This window comes from Shewanella sp., from assembly GCF_051658185.1.
Lineage (GTDB): Bacteria > Pseudomonadota > Gammaproteobacteria > Enterobacterales > Shewanellaceae > Shewanella.
Window position 1 is genome coordinate 1 of record NZ_JBOFMC010000060.1, and the last position, 22,989, is coordinate 22,989.

22 protein-coding genes are annotated in these 22,989 nt (G+C 47.8%); 11 read left to right on the plus strand and 11 right to left on the minus strand.

What is annotated here, in order from left to right:
• Positions 1-599: MBL fold metallo-hydrolase (locus tag ACRCZA_RS02425; protein WP_438672895.1), on the minus strand; the 599-nt coding region annotated here is incomplete at its 3' end.
• 104 nt (positions 600-703) lie between these two features.
• Between ACRCZA_RS02425 and ACRCZA_RS02430 the strand changes: the two genes are divergently transcribed.
• Positions 704-1,672 (plus strand): GlxA family transcriptional regulator, encoded by a 969-nt coding sequence (locus ACRCZA_RS02430; protein WP_438672896.1) that lies wholly within the window; start codon positions 704-706, stop codon positions 1,670-1,672.
• A 52-nt stretch (positions 1,673-1,724) separates the two neighbouring features.
• Here ACRCZA_RS02430 and ACRCZA_RS02435 read toward each other — a convergent pair whose 3' ends face one another.
• The 5 genes from ACRCZA_RS02435 to ACRCZA_RS02455 form a co-directional block, all read right to left on the minus strand.
• A complete protein-coding gene (locus ACRCZA_RS02435) occupies positions 1,725-2,273 on the minus strand; it encodes a DUF1415 domain-containing protein (protein WP_438672897.1) in 549 nt (182 codons plus the stop codon).
• Positions 2,274-2,299: 26 nt separating this feature from the next.
• A complete protein-coding gene (locus tag ACRCZA_RS02440; RefSeq protein WP_438672898.1) occupies positions 2,300-2,893 on the minus strand; it encodes a LysE family translocator in 594 nt (197 codons plus the stop codon).
• Positions 2,894-3,228: 335 nt separating this feature from the next.
• The gene (locus ACRCZA_RS02445) at positions 3,229-4,047 is read right to left on the minus strand and encodes a DUF2797 domain-containing protein (RefSeq protein ID WP_438672899.1); all 819 of its coding nucleotides are present in this window, start codon (positions 4,045-4,047) and stop codon (positions 3,229-3,231) included.
• A 318-nt stretch (positions 4,048-4,365) separates the two neighbouring features.
• Positions 4,366-5,025 carry a DedA family protein gene (locus ACRCZA_RS02450; RefSeq protein WP_438672900.1) on the minus strand — a complete coding sequence of 220 codons (660 nt, stop codon included), beginning with the start codon at positions 5,023-5,025 and terminating at the stop codon, positions 4,366-4,368.
• A 347-nt stretch (positions 5,026-5,372) separates the two neighbouring features.
• Entirely contained in the window at positions 5,373-5,879 is a 507-nt protein-coding gene (locus ACRCZA_RS02455; protein ID WP_438672901.1) for a glycine cleavage system protein R, read from the minus strand.
• Positions 5,880-6,076: 197 nt separating this feature from the next.
• Between ACRCZA_RS02455 and ACRCZA_RS02460 the strand changes: the two genes are divergently transcribed.
• From ACRCZA_RS02460 to phoU, 4 genes are all read left to right on the plus strand, one after another.
• Positions 6,077-8,335 (plus strand): ABC transporter permease subunit, encoded by a 2,259-nt coding sequence (locus ACRCZA_RS02460; RefSeq protein ID WP_438672902.1) that lies wholly within the window; start codon positions 6,077-6,079, stop codon positions 8,333-8,335.
• A gap of 59 nt (positions 8,336-8,394) precedes the next feature.
• Positions 8,395-10,053 (plus strand): phosphate ABC transporter permease PstA, encoded by a 1,659-nt coding sequence (gene pstA / locus ACRCZA_RS02465; RefSeq protein ID WP_438672903.1) that lies wholly within the window; start codon positions 8,395-8,397, stop codon positions 10,051-10,053.
• Between the two features lie 33 nt (positions 10,054-10,086).
• Positions 10,087-10,905 (plus strand): phosphate ABC transporter ATP-binding protein PstB, encoded by an 819-nt coding sequence (pstB, locus tag ACRCZA_RS02470; protein WP_438672904.1) that lies wholly within the window; start codon positions 10,087-10,089, stop codon positions 10,903-10,905.
• 84 nt (positions 10,906-10,989) lie between these two features.
• Complete coding sequence (gene phoU, locus ACRCZA_RS02475) at positions 10,990-11,700, plus strand: phosphate signaling complex protein PhoU (protein ID WP_438672905.1); 711 nt, start codon at positions 10,990-10,992, stop codon at positions 11,698-11,700.
• A gap of 332 nt (positions 11,701-12,032) precedes the next feature.
• Here the strand turns inward: phoU and ACRCZA_RS02480 are convergent, their stop codons facing one another.
• From ACRCZA_RS02480 to ACRCZA_RS02495, 4 genes are all read right to left on the minus strand, one after another.
• Positions 12,033-12,629, minus strand: a complete 597-nt coding sequence (locus ACRCZA_RS02480) for a hypothetical protein (RefSeq protein ID WP_438672906.1) — start codon at positions 12,627-12,629, stop codon at positions 12,033-12,035.
• Positions 12,630-12,710: 81 nt separating this feature from the next.
• A complete protein-coding gene (locus ACRCZA_RS02485; protein WP_438672907.1) occupies positions 12,711-13,229 on the minus strand; it encodes a M48 metallopeptidase family protein in 519 nt (172 codons plus the stop codon).
• Positions 13,230-13,271: 42 nt separating this feature from the next.
• Positions 13,272-13,709 (minus strand): DUF3010 family protein, encoded by a 438-nt coding sequence (locus ACRCZA_RS02490; protein WP_438672908.1) that lies wholly within the window; start codon positions 13,707-13,709, stop codon positions 13,272-13,274.
• A 169-nt stretch (positions 13,710-13,878) separates the two neighbouring features.
• Positions 13,879-15,219 carry a DEAD/DEAH box helicase gene (locus ACRCZA_RS02495; protein ID WP_438672909.1) on the minus strand — a complete coding sequence of 447 codons (1,341 nt, stop codon included), beginning with the start codon at positions 15,217-15,219 and terminating at the stop codon, positions 13,879-13,881.
• Between the two features lie 286 nt (positions 15,220-15,505).
• Between ACRCZA_RS02495 and rssA the strand changes: the two genes are divergently transcribed.
• From rssA to ACRCZA_RS02525, 6 genes are all read left to right on the plus strand, one after another.
• On the plus strand, positions 15,506-16,450 hold the full coding sequence (gene rssA, locus ACRCZA_RS02500; RefSeq protein WP_438672910.1) for a patatin-like phospholipase RssA: 945 nt from the start codon (positions 15,506-15,508) through the stop codon (positions 16,448-16,450).
• Positions 16,451-16,853: 403 nt separating this feature from the next.
• Positions 16,854-18,971, plus strand: coding sequence for an anaerobic ribonucleoside-triphosphate reductase (nrdD, locus tag ACRCZA_RS02505; protein WP_438672911.1), 2,118 nt, complete (start codon positions 16,854-16,856; stop codon positions 18,969-18,971).
• Between the two features lie 147 nt (positions 18,972-19,118).
• On the plus strand, positions 19,119-19,580 hold the full coding sequence (gene nrdG, locus ACRCZA_RS02510) for an anaerobic ribonucleoside-triphosphate reductase-activating protein (protein ID WP_438672912.1): 462 nt from the start codon (positions 19,119-19,121) through the stop codon (positions 19,578-19,580).
• 114 nt (positions 19,581-19,694) lie between these two features.
• Positions 19,695-20,051, plus strand: coding sequence for a YibL family ribosome-associated protein (locus tag ACRCZA_RS02515; protein ID WP_438672913.1), 357 nt, complete (start codon positions 19,695-19,697; stop codon positions 20,049-20,051).
• Between the two features lie 236 nt (positions 20,052-20,287).
• The gene (ribA, locus tag ACRCZA_RS02520; RefSeq protein ID WP_438672914.1) at positions 20,288-20,899 is read left to right on the plus strand and encodes a GTP cyclohydrolase II; all 612 of its coding nucleotides are present in this window, start codon (positions 20,288-20,290) and stop codon (positions 20,897-20,899) included.
• An 87-nt stretch (positions 20,900-20,986) separates the two neighbouring features.
• On the plus strand, positions 20,987-21,898 hold the full coding sequence (locus ACRCZA_RS02525; RefSeq protein ID WP_438672916.1) for a hypothetical protein: 912 nt from the start codon (positions 20,987-20,989) through the stop codon (positions 21,896-21,898).
• A 68-nt stretch (positions 21,899-21,966) separates the two neighbouring features.
• Here ACRCZA_RS02525 and ACRCZA_RS02530 read toward each other — a convergent pair whose 3' ends face one another.
• Complete coding sequence (locus ACRCZA_RS02530; protein WP_438672915.1) at positions 21,967-22,314, minus strand: VF530 family DNA-binding protein; 348 nt, start codon at positions 22,312-22,314, stop codon at positions 21,967-21,969.
• Positions 22,315-22,989 lie beyond the last annotated feature (675 nt).

Below are 22,989 nucleotides of genomic sequence, written 5' to 3' on the forward strand. Positions count from 1 at the left end.
CCGACATCCATCTGAGCTTCTCCTGCAGCCACCAAGGTAATATCGGGTTTACACTCCGTCAGTGCTCGTTTTACATCCGCCGTCAGTACGGTATCACCACTGATATAGAGTGTCGGTTCATCGGGGAGTGCCAAGATAAAGCCACAACCGTTTGCCATGACCTTATGGATCCAGCCGTGGCCGTGTTTAGCAGGTATTGCCGTCAGTTTACCGCCTAAATAGTCGATACTTTCCCAAGGTTCAATGCCATGCTCAACGGATATGCCATATTTCTCAAGATAGGCTTTATCCTTGGCTGGCGTGGTTACGCGGATATTGCGCTGAATTAAAAAGGCTTCCCCTGCGGCATCTAAATGGTCGCTATGTTGCAGTGGTTTAAAGCCGAAGGTTCGGCTGTGAGTTAATAAACAATGAGTGACTTTCTCGAGCAGCGCGGGGGCATTTGTAGGCAAATCGATAGTCGGATTTCTTTGGGCTTTAAAGCGCACTAGGCTAAAGGGCGGGATAGAGCCTTTCGCACCTAGCATAGGATCGATCAGGATGACCTTATCTTGTGACTCAATAATCAATGTCGCACTGCGTAAGTGATGGATCTTCATTGTTAGTCTCCAAACGGTTTACACTTTGCAGACGATTATCACCTGAGTGGTATTTATGTCATATTGTCCCTAAGGACATCTTCCGCTCATATTGGGTCAATATTATGGTACGTATAAAACCGGTGCAAGTGGCGTTGCTGGCGTTTGATGGGATCAGCGCTTTTCATTTATCAGTACCCAGTTTGGTGTTTAACGATGTGTTTATTGGTGGTAATAGTCCATTTGATGTCAGGCTTTATAATATTGATGAAGATGAGAATAAGCTAAAAGATAGTGCGGGCTTAGTCCTCGAAGACTGGGAACCAATTGCGGCAATTGTTGATGCCGATATCGTGATTTTTCCGAGCTGGCCTGAGTCTCTGCCGCAGGCCGCGCCAGTACTCATCGAACACTTAATCCAAGCCCATCGCAACGGGGCGTTGCTTGTTGGATTATGTTTAGGCGCTTTTGTGATTGCCCAAACAGGGTTACTTGATGGGAAAAGGGCTACCACTCATTGGGCCTATCAGGAGCTGTTTCAGCAACGCTTTCCTAAGGTATTGTTTGATAGTGCCCCTTTATTTATTGAAGAGCCGCAATTGATTACCTCCGCAGGTGTGGTAGCCGCCCTTGATTGCTGTTTACATATTTTACGACGTTTTGTGGGCCATGAGGTTGCAGCGCATTTGGCAAGGGTGATGGTCGCCGCGCCCTTTAGAGCGGGTGGGCAGCAGCAATATATCCCCGCTCCGTTCCCCCGTAAAGTGAACGGAGCGACCGAACTTTCCTCTGTGATTGGCATAGTTGAAGGGCAAATTAATCAACCTCATCGTATTGATGCGCTCGCTAAGCGCTGTGCCATGAGTCGGCGCACATTTACTCGCAATTTTAAAGCCGTGTACGGTTGTACTTTTGGCGAGTGGTTGCTAAATAAGCGCTTGCAGCTGAGTCAGTCTTTGCTCGAAACCACAGAGCTATCGATTGCAGAGGTGGCAGAGCGAGCAGGTTTTGGTTCTGAAAGTAGCTATCGTAAGCATTTTAGAATCACTTTTAACGTTTCACCGTCACATTGGCGCAGCACGTTTTGTGGGTAGCGTCGCCGCTTGTCAATTCGATGAGCTTGCTGATGGCGGCGCGAGTTTGGGCTTATTTTGCCATGCATTGGGCAAGCAGTTTAATGAAAAAATCGCTCCCTTTTCGCTGGCAAAAGGCAATGTTGCGCTCGGGAATAGATTCAGGATCGTTATAGCTTGCCAAAGCAAGTTCCATACTCGTTTCACGGATGATGTGTAAGGTTGGGTAGGGCGCGCGGTTGGTGAAATTGGCAGGGGCGTCCTGTGGCTCACCCTCGAAGCAATAATCCGGATGAAAAGTGGCCAGCTGATAAACGCCTTCGTAGTCGTTATCGAGCAATGCATCATTGGCCATATCGACTAGGTCGAGATAGGCATAAAAGCCCTCAAAGCCCCGTGGCAAAATAAACAGCGAGGTTTCGTGTGCCGGGTGAGCATCAAGGTATTGGCATTCTTCAATTAATGCCTTAAGCACGAGCTTGGGTTTTGTGTGCTCTACGACCAAGTAACGAATCGTGCCGCGCTCGACTTCGCGTCTAGCAAAGGGGCAAATATTGTATTTCATGATCACTTTTTTCACCCAGTTATCGGTTTGGTGAGTGATCAACTCGATTTCATTCATCGTGGTGTTTGGCCTGCGCGTAAAAGCTAGGGAGCGATCATAGGGATGATAGACGCCACAAGCAAGACAGCCATGCTGATATTAAAAAGTTTCTGCTGACGCTCATTTTTTAACAGGCGTTTAAGGGCCACGCCAAACCCCAGCCAGACAATCGCGCAGGGAAAGGCGACACATAAAAATACCGTCGCGATCGTGATGACTTGCGCGGTGAGCTCTTGCTGGACCGAAGTAAAGGTGGCAATCGCGCCCACCGCCATAATCCAGCCCTTAGGATTCACCCATTGAAATGCGGCAGCTTGGATAAAACTAAGGGGTTTAGCGACGCTTTTACCTTCAAGTTTGCTACTGCTGTTAGCAATTAACCATGAAAGGTATAATAGATAAATAATGCCAATAATTTTAATAATTTGGTGAATAATGGGATAGGTTTGGAAGACGGCGCTTAGGCCTAAACCAATGGCGAGGATCATGGTCGGAAAGCCAAGGCTAATCCCCATTAGGTGGGGGAGGCTGCGTTTGATACCAAAGTTGACGCCGGAGGTCATCAGCATAATATTGTTCGGCCCTGGAGTGATCCCCGAGGAAAAAGCAAATAGTGCAATAGCGATGATTAACTCCATAAAGATATCCCTCTCCTTTATTCGATTTTTGGCATTGTGATAGGGGATAACCCCTTAAATTTACGCGCTGCGGTATTACCGTTACTGACGCCGAATGAGGCATTTTAGCGGATCAATCAGAGTGTGCCACAGTTTCATTGTGCCAGAGTTTCATAGTGTCACAGTTTGATTGCGGCACAGTTTCATGGCGCGACAGTTTCATTGTGAAACGGATAAATGCCATCGCAATCAGTTGAGTGCCTGCGCCGAAGGCTCATGTGATTCAGCAAGTTCCCCTACACGCACAGGGATGGCGATAATGATGGTATCGCTGTGACACACAGAACCAGCGCGGCTTAACGCGTCACATGCACCTCATAGGCGCTAAATTTGCGGATATTAATCACGCCCGTATCGAAAAGTAAATATTGTCCTTTAATTCCCTGCAGGATCCCGCTTACCACCGGTTGTTTATCAAAATTATGTGAAGTGATTTTTTGGGGAAATACAGTAATCGGATAATGAATCGCTTGAATTTCATTCTGTACTCGCTCAATGCTGTAATCGCCTTTTTGCATGCCGATTTCGTGCAGTTTGGCTTCGATATGTGGGAGCAGTTCTGCCGCCTTAGCATGCAAGTCAATATCTGCAGCATGGCCTTTGAGCATGGTTTGCCACTGGGTTTTATCGTTGATTAATTTAGCTAATTCGACTTCTACGAGCCCCGAAATTTGCCGAGTGGCGACTTTAAGTATGGCTAAGCCTTGAGTCGCGCCTTGATCTATCCAGCGAGTCGGCAACTGTGTATGGCGGGTGATGCCAACTTTGATGCCAGACGTGTTAGAGAGATAAACATAGTGTGGGACAAAACAATGGCTCTGTGCCCACTGTGGCTCGCGGCAGGTGCCTTGGTCGAAGTGACAGGTTTCGGGCTTCATCATACACATATCGCAGCTGGCGAGTTGTTGCATACAGACAAAGCAGTGGCCTTGGGAGTAGCTTTTTTTGGTCTTTTTACCGCAGTGACAGCAAAAAATATTACCGGTATGAGTTAAGGTTAACGGTTTTCCTATCAGAGGGTTAAGCGCTAATAACTCATCACCGACCACTAATTGATACTGTACTTGGTGCGCCTCATCTAAGTGCGCGCGCAGCTTTTTTAGCGTTCCTAACATCGATATTCTCCTCGGTGTATCTTTGCGCTCATGTTGACCGCTAAAGTGCTCTCAGTTGTCAGCATGACTTTAAGTGGCGGTATCGCGCAAAGGTGCCTGTCGTTGGGCTCATGGCGATGATTAACATCATTCGCTATTGAACAGTTGCCCTCTGCCCGTCGCTAAAGGGCAGTAAAACGCGGCGAAAATAAGTTAACTGCAAAATAACATTGGCGAGTCACAAGGGCGGCATATTCGTTTCGCGAATTTCGTTTGCCGCCTGCAACCTTGCAGCGCGGCACTTGCATGGCAGAACATTCGCGTCTGCCGGGGTGGTGGTTAGGGTTTATAGGGACTTTTTTTACTCAACCATTTGTAAATTAAGGTCGCGACACCGATAAGCAGCAGGGCTACGGGTAAATAGATAATAATACTCATAAATTGTGTTTGGTATTGGGTGGCCAGTTTGGTGTGGCTGATGAGATAGCCAAAACTGACGAGAGGCACTATCCACAGTATGGAGCTGACGACGTTAATCATTAAAAAGCGGCTTCTAGAAATGCCTGTCGCCCCAATAATATACGGGTAAATCGTCCGTACAAAAGGGATGTAACGAGCGATTAGCAACGTGAGTATTCCATATTTATCAATTAGATAGTGCGCCTTTTGTTGGTGTTTATCATCGATGTGAGCTAACAAGTTATGGTAGGTTTGGGTGTGCCCGAGAAAATAGCCCTGCAAATAGCCAAGGGCGGTGCCAATAAAGGTCGCCACCATTAACAGTGGCACTATCCCCATGTGAAGAATATCTTGAGATATCAATACTCCTGTTAGGATGAGTAAGGTGTCTCCCGGTAAAAACGCTGTGGGAATAAAGCCATTTTCCATCACGAGGAAGAATAAGATCACCCCACTGACCATTAAGGTGACATTGGGGTTTGATAATACTGCCAGATCATTATGGATCATGGCCTGAGCCAGTTGGTATAACTGCTCCATACGCACCGCTCCTTGGGATGGGTGATAAAAATGCAATATTCGCTGTCCGTGGAACACAGCGAGATTGAGGACACATCGTCCATAGCTGTTTGCTGGGTGAAGTTTATCAAAAGACGCTGATTAGAAAAGAGATGACTTCATTAAACTTTGTTGGTATTGGAGATAAAATGCTCAATTAGTCGTTGATTATCTTTATGTTATAACCATGGTGGGAGGTTAGCAGTGGGGCGTTAGCTGCGTTTTACCTCCTTGGCTGTGGGGATTGGTTGAGTTTGAAGTTTGCTCAACCGTTTAGGGCAGCCTTCTTAACCCTTCATGTGTTGTATTCACGCTTCAGCACTGAGCATTTAATGATCACGGGTTAATTTATCCAACACCAAATCGTCCCCGAGGGCGTAGAGGGATTGCACTAGCTGTTCTTCTTGGGCGCTATCTGTCAGTCCTAAGCCGATCGTTGCCCTAAAGAGGGCGATACCTGTGTGGCCTGCGCTTTCAAAGCGACTGCTAAATTGCTCAATATTAATGCCTAATGCGGTGATGCGATTGGAGATATCCAGCACCAATCCCGGTCTGTCGTAGGCGACAACATGGTAACTTAGGCGTTTCAGCGGTGTTAGGGCAAAGGTTGCCTTGGCATAGGTGAGATTAAGTCCGTCGATACATTCGAGCGCTTCAATTAATTCATCAATACGTTGGGAGGGCACTTCGAGTAACAAAATTGCGGCAAAGATACCGTGGATATGGCGCAGTTCGGAGTCGAGCCAGTTGCCACCGTGACGGCTAACGGCATGGGCGATTTGTTCAACTAATCCTTTTCGGTCAGGTGCTTGAAGTGTTATTAAGTAGCGGATCATCGTGTGAACTCCTGTTTTTTATCCAAGGCATCTGTTTTAATATGAGTTGTAACACAACTGTCATCTTTGCGTCATATAATCCAACGTACTTAAAAAGAAGGAGTTTGTTATTGCTCAGTTTATGTTGAAACGATGTAAGCATAGCACTTGGCAAATTCTAACGAAAAACTCACAGGCGTTAATCATAGAGGTTCTTAATGGAAAGTCAGGTCACTCAACCTGGTTCTGCGTCCCATAATATGTTGAAGGGTGGACGTTCAAGTCGCAGGGCATTTAAGGATAAGGCAGCTGAAATTGGGGTCACGATTGGCGGGACTATGGTTTTTGTCGCGCTGTTGTTGATCTTTTTTTACTTGCTGTACGTGATAAAACCGATTTTTGACAGTGCCGATGTCACACCGGTTAACAGTGTTCGCTATCAGCATACTGAAGTGGCGACCTTGATGGTGGGGGCTGACGAGCAAAATGAGGTGTTGTACCGCGTGGCTGTCGATGGTCAAGTGGATTTTTATGCAGCAGCCGATGGTAGCTTGATGTCAACCTTTACGCCGCCGTTACCTGCGGGAGTCTCTGTCACGAGTGCTGCGGTGGCCGCGCCCAATGAACAGCGTTTTGCCTTAGGGTTAAGTAATGGTCAAGCGCTGATTGTCGGTATCGAATTTGGTTTAACCTACCCCAACAACAAACGCTTAATCACCCCTAAACTGCGTTACTCCTCCGGAGACACTCCCATTACCATTGATGAGAATGGCAGTGCTATCAATAAATTAGCCTTTACCTATAGCAGTGACAAACTCACCTTCGCCTATCAGGATGCCAGCGGTGTTTGGCGTTTAAGCCGCGTCGAAGGGGTAGAGAACATGATGACCGAGGAAGTGGAATGGACGCTTAGCTCTGCGGTGATTGCCGATGCACCAAAGAATGTGGCTCATCAGTTAATGACGCCAGATCAACGTCAGTTGATGTTGCAGATGGATAATAAAATTTTCATCTATAACATCCGCGATGTTGATAATGTGGGGTTAATACAAGTTATTGATGCTGAAAAGAACAAGAGTAAGGTCAATAAGATGGCTTTACTTGCTGGCGCCAGTTCGATTTTAGTCAGTTATGATTCGGGGGTCGTGACTCAATATTTCCAAGTCAATGGCCATAAGGGCCGTCTATATAAAGAAATCCGTGAATTTAACGAGTTAGCACCAGTCGCCGCCATTGCCACTGAGTTTTATCGTAAGAGCTTTGCGGTAGTGAGCCCCGAAGGTGAGTTGTCGTTATTGTACACCACCAGTGAGCGCGAACTGTTTGAGCAAAAATTTGAGATTAAAAATCCAGGGGTTATGGGGTTTAGTCCGCGGTCCAATGGCATTGTGGTCGAGGCTGATAATCAGCTTAACCTGTTCGCTATCGAAAACTCCCATCCAGAGGTGTCATGGAGTGCGCTGTGGACCAAAGTATGGTACGAGGGTTATCCAGAGCCTCAATATGTATGGCAGTCCACCTCTGGCAGTGATGACTTTGAAGCTAAATTAAGCCTCATGCCGCTGGTGTTTGGCACCCTAAAAGCGGCCTTTTATGCCATGTTGTTTGCTGTGCCTTTATCCATCGCGGGCGCGATTTATACCGCTTACTTTATGTCGCCTAAAGTGCGTGGAATTGTGAAGCCGACCATTGAGATTATGGAAGCCTTACCCACGGTGATTCTGGGCTTTTTGGCTGGGCTGTGGTTAGCGCCCTTGGTTGAGGAGCATTTGCCTGGCATTTTGGTGTTGTTAGTGTTATTGCCTGTCTCTATCTTGGCCTCGGCGTTTGGTTGGAGTCGCTTACCAGGCAAGTGGAAACAGCGTTTACCAGAGACTTACCAAGAGTTGATGTTGATCCCAGTGATCTGCTTTATCGGTTGGTTCTCCTTTGCGATAAGCCCGATGATTGAAGTGGCATTTTTTGATGGTAACTCCCGTCAATTTATCACCAATGAATTAGGCATTACCTTTGACCAACGTAATGCGCTAGTGGTCGGTATCGCCATGGGCTTTGCGGTGATCCCGAACATATTCTCCATCGCCGAAGACGCCATTTTCTCGGTACCTCGCCATTTATCAAACGGCAGTTTAGCCCTCGGCGCGACCCCTTGGCAGACACTGACCCGGGTGGTGTTGCTCACCGCAAGCCCAGGGATTTTCTCTGCGATCATGATTGGTCTTGGCCGTGCTGTGGGCGAAACCATGATTGTACTGATGGCCACGGGTAACACTGCCATTATGGAATGGAGTGTGTTTGAAGGTATGCGTACGTTAGCCGCCAACATCGCCGTAGAAATGCCCGAGTCCGCCATTGGTAGCTCCCATTATCGGGTGTTATTCCTCGCTGCATTTGTGCTGTTCGTGTTTACCTTCATCTTTAACACGATTGCCGAAGTGGTCCGCCAGCGTCTACGTGATCGCTATAGCTCGCTGTAATGGAGATTTCATCATGATACTAAAGACAATTTCGCCAATGACCTTGAGGGGTTTGTGCAATGAGTAAGTGGGTAAAATCGGGCTCGCCATGGATTTGGATGACGGGCGGAGCGGTGAGTATCAGTTTGATTGCCGTATTAGGTTTATTGCTGCTGATTGCATGGCGCGGATTAAGTTATTTTTGGCCAGCGACTGTGTATCAGTGGGAACTTGAAGACAGTGCCGGCGTGCGTTCAACCTTGATTGGTGAAATTTACGACCGGGAGGAAGTCCCCACCGAGCGTTTGATTGCGGCAGGGCAAGTGTTTAAGCAAGATCCCGGTGAGTTTGTCACCCGTTATCTGGTTAAAACCGGTAACCGGGAGTTTGTCGGTTTGGATTTTCGTTGGATTTTGGCCACCGATATTGTCAGCCGTTCTGAGCCGAGCGATGTCGCTAAGCTTGAGCGTGCTAAAAACGGCAACTTTTACGGTTATCCCATCGCCGTGATTGAAAACGGCAAGCGCCTTGAGTTAGCCAATGATGTCATTGAAGCATCATTAATGGAGCATATTGAGCGGGCAGTTGCTTTATCTGATAAGGCGCTTAAGCTGCAAAAACAAGATATCGGTTCAATCAACTATGAAATAGAGCGCCTGCGCTTAAAAGAGCGCGGTTATGAGCTAGATGGAGAACTCACCGAGAGTCTGAAATCTGAGCTCGCCGCCGCAAGAGAAGCGTTGCATCAAGATTATCTGGTGCTAGAAAAAGAACTGTTTGCCCTACGAGAGCAAGCGGCTCGCGATTCGGTGATTGTGCGGGATATGCGCGGCGTTGAGGTTGAACTTAAGCTCGATGCGGTGCTCGATGTTACCTATGTCAATCATTTAGGTCTGATTGGCAAGCTTAAGCACTGGTTTGTGAGCTTGGGGCGTTTCTTATGGGATGATCCCCGGGAAGCGAATACCGAGGGTGGGGTATTCCCTGCAATTTTTGGTACGGTATTCATGGTGTTATTGATGGCCGTTATCGTAACGCCATTTGGGGTGATTGCGGCGATTTACATGCATGAATACGCCAAAAAAGGCCCGATCACGAAGGTTATCCGTATCGCGGTGATCAACCTTGCGGGGGTGCCCTCGATTGTGTACGGGGTATTTGGCTTAGGATTTTTCGTGTATATGATGGGCGGCTCAATCGACCAACTGTTCTATGCCGAAGCATTACCTGCTCCGACCTTTGGTTCACCAGGGGTGATTTGGTCAGCGTTAACCTTGGCTATTTTAACGTTACCTGTGGTGATCGTCTCGACAGAAGAGGGCTTAAGCCGTATTCCGAGCGCCGTACGTCAAGGCAGTTTAGCCTTAGGGGCAACGAAGGCCGAAACTCTGTGGCGGATTGTGATCCCGATGGCAAGCCCTGCAATTATGACAGGACTTATCCTAGCGGTGGCCCGCGCCGCCGGTGAAGTGGCGCCGTTAATGTTGGTGGGCGTGGTGAAATTGGCGCCTACACTGCCTTTAGACTTTAACTTCCCGTTTGTGCATTTAGAACGCAAATTCATGCACTTAGGCTTCCATATTTATGATGTGGGTTTCCAGAGTCCTAACGTTGAAGCGGCGCGTCCTCTGGTATATGCCACCTCGTTTTTGTTGGTGACCGTGATTATGGCGCTGAACTTAACGGCCATTAGTGTGCGTAACCACCTACGTGAAAAATACCGTTCGCTTGAGCACTAATCGGCGATTATCCTGACAGTATTAGGACTGAATATGATTTCTATAGATTCAACAGCAATGAACACGAATAACACTGATTTAGTTAATTTAAGCCCAAGTGAGACTGCACTAGAGATCCGTAATCTCGATTTGCGCTATGGCGATAAACAGGCATTATTTAATGTCTCAATGAAGATCCCTAAAAAGCAAGTTACGGCCTTTATCGGCCCCAGCGGTTGCGGTAAATCGACGCTGCTGCGCTGTATCAATCGGATGAATGATCTGGTGGATAATTGTCATATTAAGGGTGAAATTTTACTGCACGGTCAGAATATTTATGACAAGAAGATTGACGTTGCGGCGCTGCGCCGTAATGTCGGCATGGTATTCCAGCGTCCTAACCCTTTCCCGAAATCCATCTACGAAAACGTGGTATATGGCCTGCGTTTACAGGGCATTAATAACCGTCGTGAACTTGATGACGCGGCAGAGCGCTCCCTGCGCGGCGCGGCGATTTGGGACGAAGTGAAAGACCGATTGCATGATAACGCCTTTGGCTTATCCGGTGGTCAGCAGCAGCGGTTAGTGATCGCCCGTGCGATTGCTATTGAGCCGGAAGTGTTATTGCTCGATGAGCCCACATCTGCCCTTGACCCTATTTCGACCTTGACGATTGAAGAGTTAATCACTGAGCTTAAATCCCAATATACCGTGGTTATCGTGACCCACAATATGCAACAAGCGGCCCGGGTATCGGATCAAACCGCCTTTATGTATATGGGTGAGTTAGTTGAATACGCCGATACCAATACGATTTTTACTACACCTAAAAAACGCAAAACAGAAGATTACATTACCGGACGTTACGGTTAATTCGCTGTGGCATTTATCGGATAAATTAGCGCCCTAGGCCAGGTTCTAGGGCGTGATAGCAGAGTTCAGTAAAAGGTGGGTAACATGGAAAATATGAATACGACTAAACACATCTCCGGGCAATTTAATACCGAGCTGGAAGATATCCGCAATCGTGTGCTAGCGATGGGGGGCTTGGTTGAGCGTCAGCTCGAGCAGGCCATCGATGCCTTAAGTGCCCTCGATGCCGAGCTTGCCCAGCGCGTTATCGAGGGTGATCATAAAGTCAATGGAATGGAAGTGGCTATCGATGAGGAATGCACCCGCATTATTGCCAAGCGCCAACCTGCGGCCAGCGATTTACGCTTGATTATTGCGATTTCCAAAACCATTGCCGATTTGGAACGTATTGGCGATGCCTGTGTGCGGATTGCTAAAGCTGCACATGATAAGCATCTCAATAAAAAACAACCTTTATTGGTTAGCATCGAGAATATGGGGCGTCATGCAACCCAGATGCTGCATGCCACCCTCGACGCCTTAGCTCGCATGGATGCCGACTCGGCCCTTGAGCTACACAAAGAGGATGCGAAGCTTGACCGCGAATATGAAGGGATTATCCGCCAGCTAATGACCTATATGATGGAAGATCCTCGCTCCATTCCGGATGTGTTAGACGTCTTGTGGGCCGCCAGAGCGGTAGAGCGGGTCGGTGATCGCTGTAAAAATATTTGTGAATACATTATTTACTACGTCAAGGGTAAAGATGTGCGCCATACCTCCTATGAAGATATGGAAAAGGGCATGAAGGAGTAGGACTTCAGTATGCAGCATTAGGGATACAGTATTTGAACTGCAGCACGAGAGATAGCAACCTAAGAATAAAAACTTAAGAAGCAAAATCTAAGAATCAACAACCTAAGCATGAATACACAGTACAAGCCGACTTGGCTTGCACTTGCCATATCGGTGAAAACGCCCTGCACGGTATTGAGTGTAGGGCGTTTTTATTTATATGCAGCGCGAGTTTAGATGTGTAGAGCGTGGTGACTTTGGACTGGAGTGTGTTTAGTTAAGCGCTGAGCGCATTCGCTAAGCGTCCTCTTTGCCTTATACGGTGGTGACTCGCGGCATTCATGGCCTCAGTTTTAGCTCGCGTGGCGTACGGGCTGCCTTTTTAAGGCGCAGCGACAGTGTTTGCCTTTCAATGCGGGGCAGCCTGCACAGGGGGATTTTTTATAGGGACGTAGAGCAAAACTGTAGGCGTTAGGGTTGGGCCGCAGCTGTTTTATCTGCGCGGTTTTCTGAGGCAAGTGGGTCTCATTGGCGGCAATAAATAGGGCTGCTTTATGGGTGACTTGCTGTTTAAAATCGGATTTTGACTTTTTAAAGTCCTTCAGGGGCATCTGTAGCAGATGGGCCGATAGTAAGTGTGCCAGCTGTTTACGTAGGACTTTTTTGCTAAGTTTGGTGTTTTTCAGCTCGGCATCCCTTTGCCGATGAGGCGTGACTGGGCGATCCGCCACGCTTGGGGCCACCGCTGATGGCCATACTAAGGCTTGAGTGACCGCGGTGTGAGATGTGATGTTCGGGGTTCTTGCACTTGAAGGTACGGCAGTGTGTAAACCCGATGCGTTCAGGATCATTTTTTGATATGCCGCTAAATCTGCTTGGCGCTTGAGGCACTTTTTGGCGTATTTTTTACACCATTTTTGTAGGCGTTTTTTGAGTTTACGAATTTTCATGTGAGCCTCCATCCCAAGCAATGGGGCTCAGTCTAAATGAAAATTATTATCAGTCAAGTTGGGTGAAGACGAAAAAGACGGTTAGCTTGCCTCAGGCTCATAGGGCGACTGCTGTAGGTCGATGCAGGTTAATAACAGCCTTAATTCAAATTCCAGTTGGTGGTAGTCCGGTTCCATGTAGGTACATAATTGGTAGAAGGCCTTGTTGTGCTCTTTTTCTTTGAGGTGGGCCAGTTCATGCACCACCACCATCCGCAGCAGGGGTTCCGGAACCCGTTTTAATCGCGAGGAAATACGGATTTCATTCTTGGCTTTTATTTTATGGCCTTGTATACGCGCCACATAGGAATGTAGACCTAGAGCATGGTGGCTGATACTGATTTTGTCGTCAAAAATCACTTTGGAGAGCGGGGATGATTGGCGCAAATAGCGATTTTTTAAGGTTTGAGTATAGCCATAAAGCGCTTTATCGCTGCGGATCTCATGGACATTTGGATGGCGGCGCAGCAGCAGGGTTGGCAAGGTGCCCGCCTCAATATGCTGTAGGACCTGCCGATGAATATCGGTGCTGTAACCGTTTAAATACTTTAATGAAGACATAGGATTTGGGCTCTACACGGGGGTAGAGCCCCCATAAACGGATCAGGCTTTGCCAAAAATCCGGCGGTTTTGCTGGGCAAACGCCGCTTCAAAGGCGTTTTGCTGCACACGTTTGAGATCTAAACTGTCAAAATCGACCTGCGGCGGGTTGCGTTTGTTTTGCTCTTTGATGGTCACTGGCGACAACAGCGTCACAGGGACATCACCTAACTGAATCGCGGCTTCTAATTTAAAGCTGGTGGCTGAACCTGCAAGCTTGCCTTTTTGCTCGCGCTCAATAATCACCACTTCATCGACTTTGTAGTCCTGCATTAATTTATGAAAGGCAAAATGAAAATCACGAATAGACTCTGTGCTGGCTGAGTGTGACACGCTAAAGGAGACCTTACGGCACTCGGGCACATTAAAGGTTTCACCTTCATAACTTAATAAACTGATGATGGCCTCGCCACCCTTTAATTCAACACCGCAAACTCTCATGTTACACCTTCAAAATGTCAATAATAACGCTATGGTACGCAACTGGCCGCAAACAGCCAACATGTGCTTATCCTAGCAAGGTTTTTACTCAAGGCGGCTTAGTTTAATCGGCCGCCTTGAGAGTGATCTAATGGTTATACTGCCGTTGTGCTGGGTTTAAACATGCCGTTTAAACGTCATCATCCTGCAGTAATTTTGCCGCAGGCTTTTTACGCATGGGCGCATCTCCGATATCCACCCCGGTGATAAAGCGTTTATCCCGTGATGGTGCAGGGGCCGCCTTTTTCGCTTTAGGTTTGGCTTTCGGGCTAGCTGGTTTTACCTTGGCTTGGTTGGTACTGGTTTTTTTCACGGCTTTTAAGCCAGTAAATTTGGCGGCCATGCCTGGAATTACGCTGATTTCAAATGTTTTGCGCAGGAAGAGTTGTACTTTTTTAAAGTTATCCCAATCCTTTGGCCCAACAAGGGAAATGGCATCTCCTTTGGCGCCTGCACGGCCAGTGCGACCAATGCGGTGCACATATTCCTCGGCAAACTTAGGCATATCAAAGTTGATTACCAAAGAGACATTGAGCAAATCAAGCCCACGGGAGGCAACATCGGTAGTGACAAGGATTTGCGCCAGCCCCCTCGAAAATTGGTTCATGATCTGATTACGGGCAGCTTGTTTTAGTTCGCCACTTAAGGCAACGGTGTTCAAGCCTTGAGTGGCTAACTTTGCCGCTAAGCGCTCGGTATCTGGGCGGGTAGCGGTAAAGATAATCACTTGCTTATGCGGTTCGTCCTGAAGAATACGGCTCAGCAGGGCCTCTTTATGATCTAAATGATCACACAGGAAAATGCGCTGGTGAATATCCTGATGCTCGCTATGAGCGGCACCAATCGCCACATGCAGGGGATTTTTTAATAAAGTGGCGGCAATTTCATTGATTTCACTGTGATCTAACGTTGCTGAGAACATTAAGGTTTGCCGACGTTTGTGATCCGCAGCCTCATTGATCGCTTGTAGTTGTGGGGCGAAACCTAAATCCAACATGCGGTCGGCTTCATCCAAAATCAGCAGTTCTAAGCCATTTAGAAATAAATGCTTTTGTGCTAAATGGTCGGCGATTCGCCCAGGCGTTGCCACAATAAAATGCGGCTCTTTAGCGAGGGCCTTGGCTTGGTCGTTAAAATTCTCGCCGCCTAAGATGCTCATCGCTTTGTACTGGGTATTGGCCACCAGTAAGCGCAATTGGCTGTATACCTGCTGAGCCAACTCGCGGGTAGGTAATAGAATGAGTACCCGAGGATCGCGTTTGCTGAGGGCGCGGGTGGATATGACTCTTTGCAATGCTGGCAACAAAAACGCAAGGGTTTTACCCGAACCGGTTTTAGATGAGGCCATTAAATCTTTACCTGCCAATGCGATAGGCAGTGCTTGTTCCTGGATGGCGGTAGGGGTGCTGATCCCCATATGCTTCAAGCTTTGTAATAGACGCTGGTCCAGAGAAAAATCAGTAAATTGCAAAGGTATACCCCCTAAATCTTAGTAAGGGCAGATTATAGCCTTAAAGGGGCATTTTCAGCTATCCACATTATGAATAATCTCAAGATTAGCCTGAATAATTCTGTCAAACTGCGTGTAGAGCAGAGTGAATGGCCTATTTATTAACATTGGGGTTACCGTGGGTTAATCAGGGGATCATTGAATGGCGATATAGTGACTGAGGCAGAGTAAAACCGCTAGCGATTGACAGCCACGCTACCCCGGTTTTAGGTTAGTCTGGGGTTAACAGTGTTAAGGGAGATAATTTATGCACAAAGGCACATCAGCCACCATTGGCATCGCTTTAGGCAGTGGCGCAGCCAAAGGTTGGGCCCATATCGGGGTGTTAAATGGTCTTGCCGCGATGGGGATTAAACCCGACAAAGTGGCAGGCTGCTCGGTGGGAGCATTAGTCGGTGCCGCCTATGCCCATGATCATTTGAACGAACTTGAAACTTGGGTGCGCAGTTTTTCAAGCTGGGATGTCTTGGGATTAATGGATATTCGTTGGCGTAAGGGTGGCTTGATTGGTGGCGAAAAAGTGTTTGATGTGTTGCATACCCATATTGGTGATGTGCTGATTGAGGATCTCAAGCGCCCCTTTGCTGCGGTTGCGACGGATCTGTATTCGGGGCAGGAGATTTGGTTTCGCCACGGCGATTTGCGTCAGGCGGTGCGGGCCTCCTGTTCTATGCCGGGTATTTTAGCGCCCGTTCATCAAGGTGATCGTTGGCTCGTCGATGGTGCCGTGGTTAATCCGGTGCCCGTATCGGTATGTCGGGCGATGGGGGTAGATATTGTGATTGCCGTGGATTTAATGGGGTTTAATGCGGGACGATTACAGGGCTTACCGGTCAACATGACTAGCCGTAAAATGAGCGAAGGCACGCAGCAGCAGGTGCGCCAAGAAACCGGTTTTATGGATTTGTTTGCTCGGGGCCGTGAATATGTCAGCAGTTTGACTGATAAATTTTCCCTGGGGAACAAAGATAATCCGGGGATGATCGCCGTGATGTCGCAATCGATGGGGATTTTAGAGCAGCGCCATAAACGGGCACGGTTGATGGGGGATCCCCCCGATATTTGTATTGTGCCTGAGGTGACCAATATTGGTACCATGGAGTTCCATCGCGCTGCCGAGGCGATTGCCGCCGGCGAAGCTGCGGTTGGCAAAGTGGCCCATTTAATTGAAGCGGCATTGTGGAAGGGGTAATTGCAACGTGGGACGCATTGATTATGCCCAGTGGTGGTGAAGTAAAGGGCTAAACATGCTAGCTGCTCTGCCGGGTGTTGGCTCTCAATGCTTGTTGTCTTATCACAGATTTTGGTGCTTTTAGCCCCCGTTTGCGGACGGCGCGGATCCGGCTATGACCTGAGTTTGGACCATTATCTTGAGCTGGACTATCGTGCTTTATCACTCAGGTCAAGATGGTCTTTTCAGATCATTGGGCTTGGCTGCAGTTCTTCAGTGTTCTTTTATTCCATCTTATAAATTATGATCTGGATCATGGAAGTTTCACCTCCAATATCGCCTAATACTCTACATATTGTGTTTGTTGGTTAGCTAATCACTACATGTAGTGTTAATTTTAATCAGGATGGAGAGGAACTGAACAATGCCAGTCGTGATCAAGCGGGACGGTTGCCGCACACCTTTTGATGAGACAAGGATAAGAGATGCCGTCATTGCGGCTGCAAACTCAGTTGGGATAGAGGATGCCGACTATGCTGCAACGATTGCTGCTTGTGTCAGTCAACGGGTGGCAGACTTAGCGGAGGTGGATATCCATCATTTGCAAGATGCCGTTGAAAATCTGCTGATGGAAGGGCCTTATAAGGCATTAGCACGGGTGTATATCGAGTACCGTCATGATAGGGATATTTGCCGCGAAGCCACCAGTAAACTCAATCTTGAAATTCGCGGTCTAGTGGAGCAGAGCAACGCTGCACTACTGAATGAAAACGCTAACAAAGATTCAAAAGTGATCCCCACTCAGCGGGATTTGTTGGCGGGCATTGTGGCTAAACACTATGCCAAAAGCCATATTTTGCCAAAAGATGTGGTGGCCGCCCATGAAGCGGGTGAAATCCATTACCACGATTTAGATTATTCGCCATTCTTCCCGATGTTTAACTGCATGTTGATTGATTTAGCAGGCATGTTGACCCATGGTTTTAAAATGGGCAATGCGGAGATCGAAACCCCTAAATCAATTTCGACGGCAACCGCAGTGACGGCGCAGATCATCGCGCAGGTCGCTAGCCATATTTATGGCGGCACAACCATCAATCGTATTGATGAAGTGTTAGCCCCGTTTGTGGCCAAAAGCTATGACAAGCATTATCAGGTTGCCTTGAACTGGCAGATTAAAGATGCCAAAGCGTTTGCTACCGCGCAGACTGAAAAAGAGTGCCATGATGCATTCCAATCCCTTGAATATGAAGTGAATACCTTACACACTGCCAATGGTCAAACCCCCTTTGTGACCTTTGGTTTTGGTTTGGGCACCTCATGGGAATCGCGCCTCATCCAGCAATCCATGCTCAAAGTGCGCATGGCGGGTTTGGGTAAAAACCGTAAAACCGCCGTATTCCCGAAATTGGTGTTTGCGATCCGTGACGGCATCAACCATAAGGCTGGCGATTGTAATTACGATGTTAAGCAAATGGCCTTAAAATGCGCCACGATGCGTATGTATCCGGACATTTTAAATTACGAGCAGGTAGAAAAAGTCACCGGTTCATTCAAAACCCCAATGGGCTGTCGCAGCTTTTTAGGCACCTATGAAGAAAATGGGGAATTAATCCATGAAGGGCGCAATAACCTTGGGGTCGTCAGCCTCAACTTGCCCCGCATCGCACTTGAAGCCGAAGGGGATGAAGCGGCCTTTTTCCGCCTACTCGATGAGCGCTTAATTCTCGCCCGTCGCGCCCTTGATACCCGGATTGAGCGGTTAAATGGGGTAAAAGCCCGTGTTGCGCCAATCCTATATATGGAAGGTGCCTGTGGGGTACGCTTACGTGCCGATGACGATATTGCCCAGATCTTCAAAAATGGCCGGGCGTCGATTTCGCTCGGTTACATCGGCTTGCATGAAACAATCAATGCGCTTTACGGCACTGACACCCATGTGTTTGATAATGCCGAGTTACGAGAAAAAGCGGTGGCCATCGTGGCTTATTTAAAGGCTGCAACGGATGCCTGGAAAGCGCAAACCGGCTATGGTTTTAGTTTATATAGCACGCCGAGCGAGAGCCTGTGCAGCCGTTTTTGTAAACTGGATGCCAAACAATTTGGTGTGGTCACTGGAGTGACAGATAAAGGCTATTACACCAATAGCTTCCATTTAGATGTCGAAAAGCATGTCAATCCTTATGATAAGATTGATTTTGAACAACCGTATCCGGCTATCGCCAACGGTGGCTTTATTTGCTATGGCGAATATCCCAACATGCAGCACAATCTTGAAGCCTTGGAAAACGTTTGGGATTACAGTTATAGCCGCGTGCCTTATTACGGCACCAACACTCCCATCGATGAATGTTATGATTGCGGTTTCACTGGGGAATTTAGCTGTACCAGCAAAGGATTTACCTGTCCTAAATGCGGTAACCATGAGCCGAGCCGCGTGTCGGTGACGCGCCGAGTGTGTGGTTATTTAGGCAGCCCCGATGCGAGACCCTTTAACCATGGTAAACAAGAAGAAGTAAAACGTCGGATTAAACACCTGTAACGCTTAGTGGTTGTATCCTTGGTTATACTGAACGTTAAGCGCAGCACTGATTCATGGGCTGCGCTTTATCTTTAGCGCGCAAGCGGGGTTAAGCGTTAACTGACCTCGGCTGCAATAGCTAGTGAGCGCTCATCTGGAATTAACGCTATGAATTATCATCAATATTATCCTGTGGATGTGGTCAATGGCCCCGGAACCCGTGTAACACTGTTTGTCTCGGGTTGCGAGCACCAATGCCGTGGTTGTTATAATCAAAGCACTTGGGATGTCCGCTCTGGACATCAATTTGATCAAGCAATGGCCGATAGGATCATCGCCGATCTTAAAGATACACGTATAGTGCGTCGTGGTTTGTCACTTTCGGGAGGCGATCCGCTGCTGCCTGCCAACGTTGACGCCATTCTTGCACTGGTTAAGCGGGTCAAAACCGAGTGCCCCGATAAAGATATTTGGTTATGGACCGGTTATGTCTTTGATGAGTTAACAGCGTCACAACGCGCGGTGCTGGAGTATATTGATGTCTTGGTCGATGGTAAATTTGAGCAAAGTTTAGCGGATCCTAGTTTGGTGTTTCGTGGTAGCAGTAATCAGATCATCCGTATGTTATAAAAGCGGTAACGAGGATCGTCAACTTACTGTTATAATCCTAAAACTTGACACAGCTGCCAGTATATTTGGCCAATGAGATGACTGTGGCTAATCTAGGTAATTTAAGGTAATACAATGAATTTAAAGCAAGAACTGCAGCAGCTAAATGATAAATTAGACAAGTTTCGTCGTAAACTTGCTGCGGCAGAGCAACGGGGTGATCAAGCGATTATTGCCCAGTTTAAACGTGAAATCGCCGCCGTCACCAAGCAAATCAACAGCGTGAAAGGCCAGCAAACTCGGTTATTGCATAAGCAGGGCGATGAGCTGAAACATCTGCCGTTTCACCGCTCACTGACTAAGGCAGAGCAGGCCGATATGGGCCAATTGAAAAAGTCCGTCAAAGGTTTGGTGGTCGTGCATCCGATGACCGCGCTGGGCCGTGAAATGGGCTTACAAGAAGTGACAGGTTATGCGCCTAGCCCCTTTTAATGGGATAAGCGTTAACACCGCTGCTGCGGTAATGGCCGTTTGGCAAACTCGCGCCTGTAAAGCGCGTTTTTGTTTGTAAAGCGTGCTTTGCAACCTGCTTTTTGGCTCGCGCTCTGGCGAGCAGGGGGCATTAGATGGACTGATTGCCTCGAGTCACTTGCCAAGTTTTGCGCTATCGTTTTGTTTTCAAGGATACTTTCGTCTCAAGGAATGAGAGCTGTCGTTAAGGTTAAGTCATGTCGATAAAATATGTCGCAACGTCAAAGTTACCTACGCCTTGGGGCGTATTTGCTATGCATGGTTTTGAAGATACAGAAACAGGCAAAGAGCATGTAGCGCTTACCTTCGGTACGCTCAACGCCGACGAGCCGATGTTAGGGCGTATTCATTCCGAATGTTTAACTGGCGATGCCCTGTTTAGTTTACGTTGTGACTGTGGTTTCCAGTTACAAACGGCGATGCAACATATCGCTGAAACCGGACGCGGGTTTATTTTATACCTACGTCAGGAAGGCCGTGGAATTGGCTTGCTCAACAAAATCAGAGCCTATGAATTACAGGACAAGGGCGCCAATACTGTTGAAGCCAACGAGCAGTTAGGTTTTCCGGCCGATATGCGTAAATACGATATGATTAAGCCAATGTTGGAACAGATTGGTGTGAAGCATGTGCGGCTAATGACCAATAATCCTCGTAAAGTCAAAGCGATGAAACAGTTTGGCATTGAAGTTGTCGAGCGGGTACCACTGCAAGTAGGTAAAAATCGCTACAATGAAGCGTATTTAAAGACCAAGTCCACCGAGCTGGGGCACATGATGTCTGAACATCATTTTGTTGATGAAGATTAATGGCTTAGCTCTGTGTATTACGGTGAGGTTTCTCTGGGTGGTTAGCATCAATTGAACCGTTTAGGGCGGCGATTATGGGGCGTCCCGCTGGCGGTGGCCTTCATCGGGCTGCTGTTGCCGTTGGCTGTGTGGGCACAGTTTAGTGCTATGCCTCCGTTACCCTCCCATGCTTTCGCCGTAAGCCCCGATAATACCGCCTTCCAAGATCATCATCTTGCTCAACGCACTCAAGATAATGGCGCTAACTGGCCAGTTAATCCTAATTCAGCATACGCCTTTGGCAGCTATTTAGGCACAGGGATTTATCGTGTCCCGGATCAAAATGCGACGATCGTCAGTATCCCCTTATCCTTTGATTTACAAAAAAACAATGATAGTCGCACTTGGCTGCGCTTGCCGTTGTCCTTTGGTTTTTTTGATTATTTGGCAAAGGAGATCACCGAAGGGGAGTTACCCAGTTCTGTTGGCACTATGACACTCACCCCTGGCATCGAACATCACTGGCGCGCGAGCACGAATACCCGGATAGAGGCTTATTTGGATTTGGGCTTTGGCACCAACTTTGAAACTGACAACAATGTGGCCATTTTTGCCTCGGGCTTAAGCAGTCTTTATGATGTTAGTGTGCTGGGCCAAGAAAGTGTTTGGGTCTCCCGCTTACGGTTTGTGGGCTATAGCGAACAAATCGGGCGCTTAACCGATCAATTTGCCGTATTACAATCTGGGGTGGATTTAGGCTTGTCTCCCCGCTGGCAGTGGTGGAACCGACAGGTTCAGCCGCGGCTCTTTGCTGTTGGTTATTGGTATTTTAACGAATTAAATTTCAGTGATGATAAGGGGCAAGATAACCTAGTGTCGGGCAGCTATGAGCTGGGGGTGACCTTTGCATTTTCTCGTCCCCTCGGTGAAAAGCTGTTGGATATCGATCGCATCGGTCTAAGCTACCGCACTGGTGACGGTTTAAATATTTGGCGCTTAGTCTTGAGTTTTCCTATCTAATATTTTCGGATTTAGGGGGATGTAGCCCTAGGGGGGACGAGGGCTTGTTAACCCTAGTCGGTCACCGCTTACCCACGACTTCCCCAAATATGGCTATTGAGAGCGGTGGGCTCTCCATTGGACGCGACCTGGGAATCATTCACAGTATTCATTTGTTGCGGCTGGCTGGATTTGGCCTGTGCAGCCTTCGGTGCGGGTAACGGTAATTTATGGGCTTTTAAATATAAATACTCCACTTTTTCCCTCGCCCAATCGGTTTTTCTTAAAAATCGCAGACTAGATTTGATGCTGGGATCGTGGGTAAAGCAGCGAATTTTGATCCGCTGTCCTAATTCTTCCCAACCATAACGCTCAACGAGATCGGTGACTATCGTTTCGAGTTTAATGCCATGTAATGGATTGTTTGCTTGAGTCATATTGGTGCATATTGCCGTGAATTATGGCGCAATTATAGCAGTTTAAGCCTAAAAAGATGGAGCCTATTTATGTGACTCTCCATTTATCTGGCTAATTATCGGCATCGGTATTGTCTTTGTTTGCTGTCGTGCGGTGAGCATTAGGTTATATCGAGGGCGTGTTGATATTTTATGGTGGTTTTTGCAGCAACCTAGCTGACGTTTATGCAAGGCAACGTCCTGTGGTTATTCTACAACAACGGGCGATTACGCATACGCAGCAGAAATGGTGCTCTAAACGCTGGGCTAAACTCTGGACTAAACGTTGCGCGAAGGAGATGTCTGGCAACCATCTGTTTTGATTCTTACTTTTACTTTCTGTCATAAGAGTCGCTCGTCATTTGGGTAGCATAACGACACGTCATTCCTCCCTTGGCGAGCACCAACTTGCATGAGCGAACAATATGTCATCTCGACACGCCAACGCGCGCTAGGCTGGGTTTGGGCCGTTAGCGGCATAGTAACCTGTTTGCAGCCAATGGCAGCCCAAATCCGGGTTAGCGCCGCCTGATTCAGTAGCTTAGCGCCGGTTGATTCTGTGGGCTGATCATAAATTGGCTGAGCATCCCATCATTGGCAGAACCAGCGCCCAGACCGCGACTCATGCAATCTAATTTTGACTCTTGGCTCCCTGTG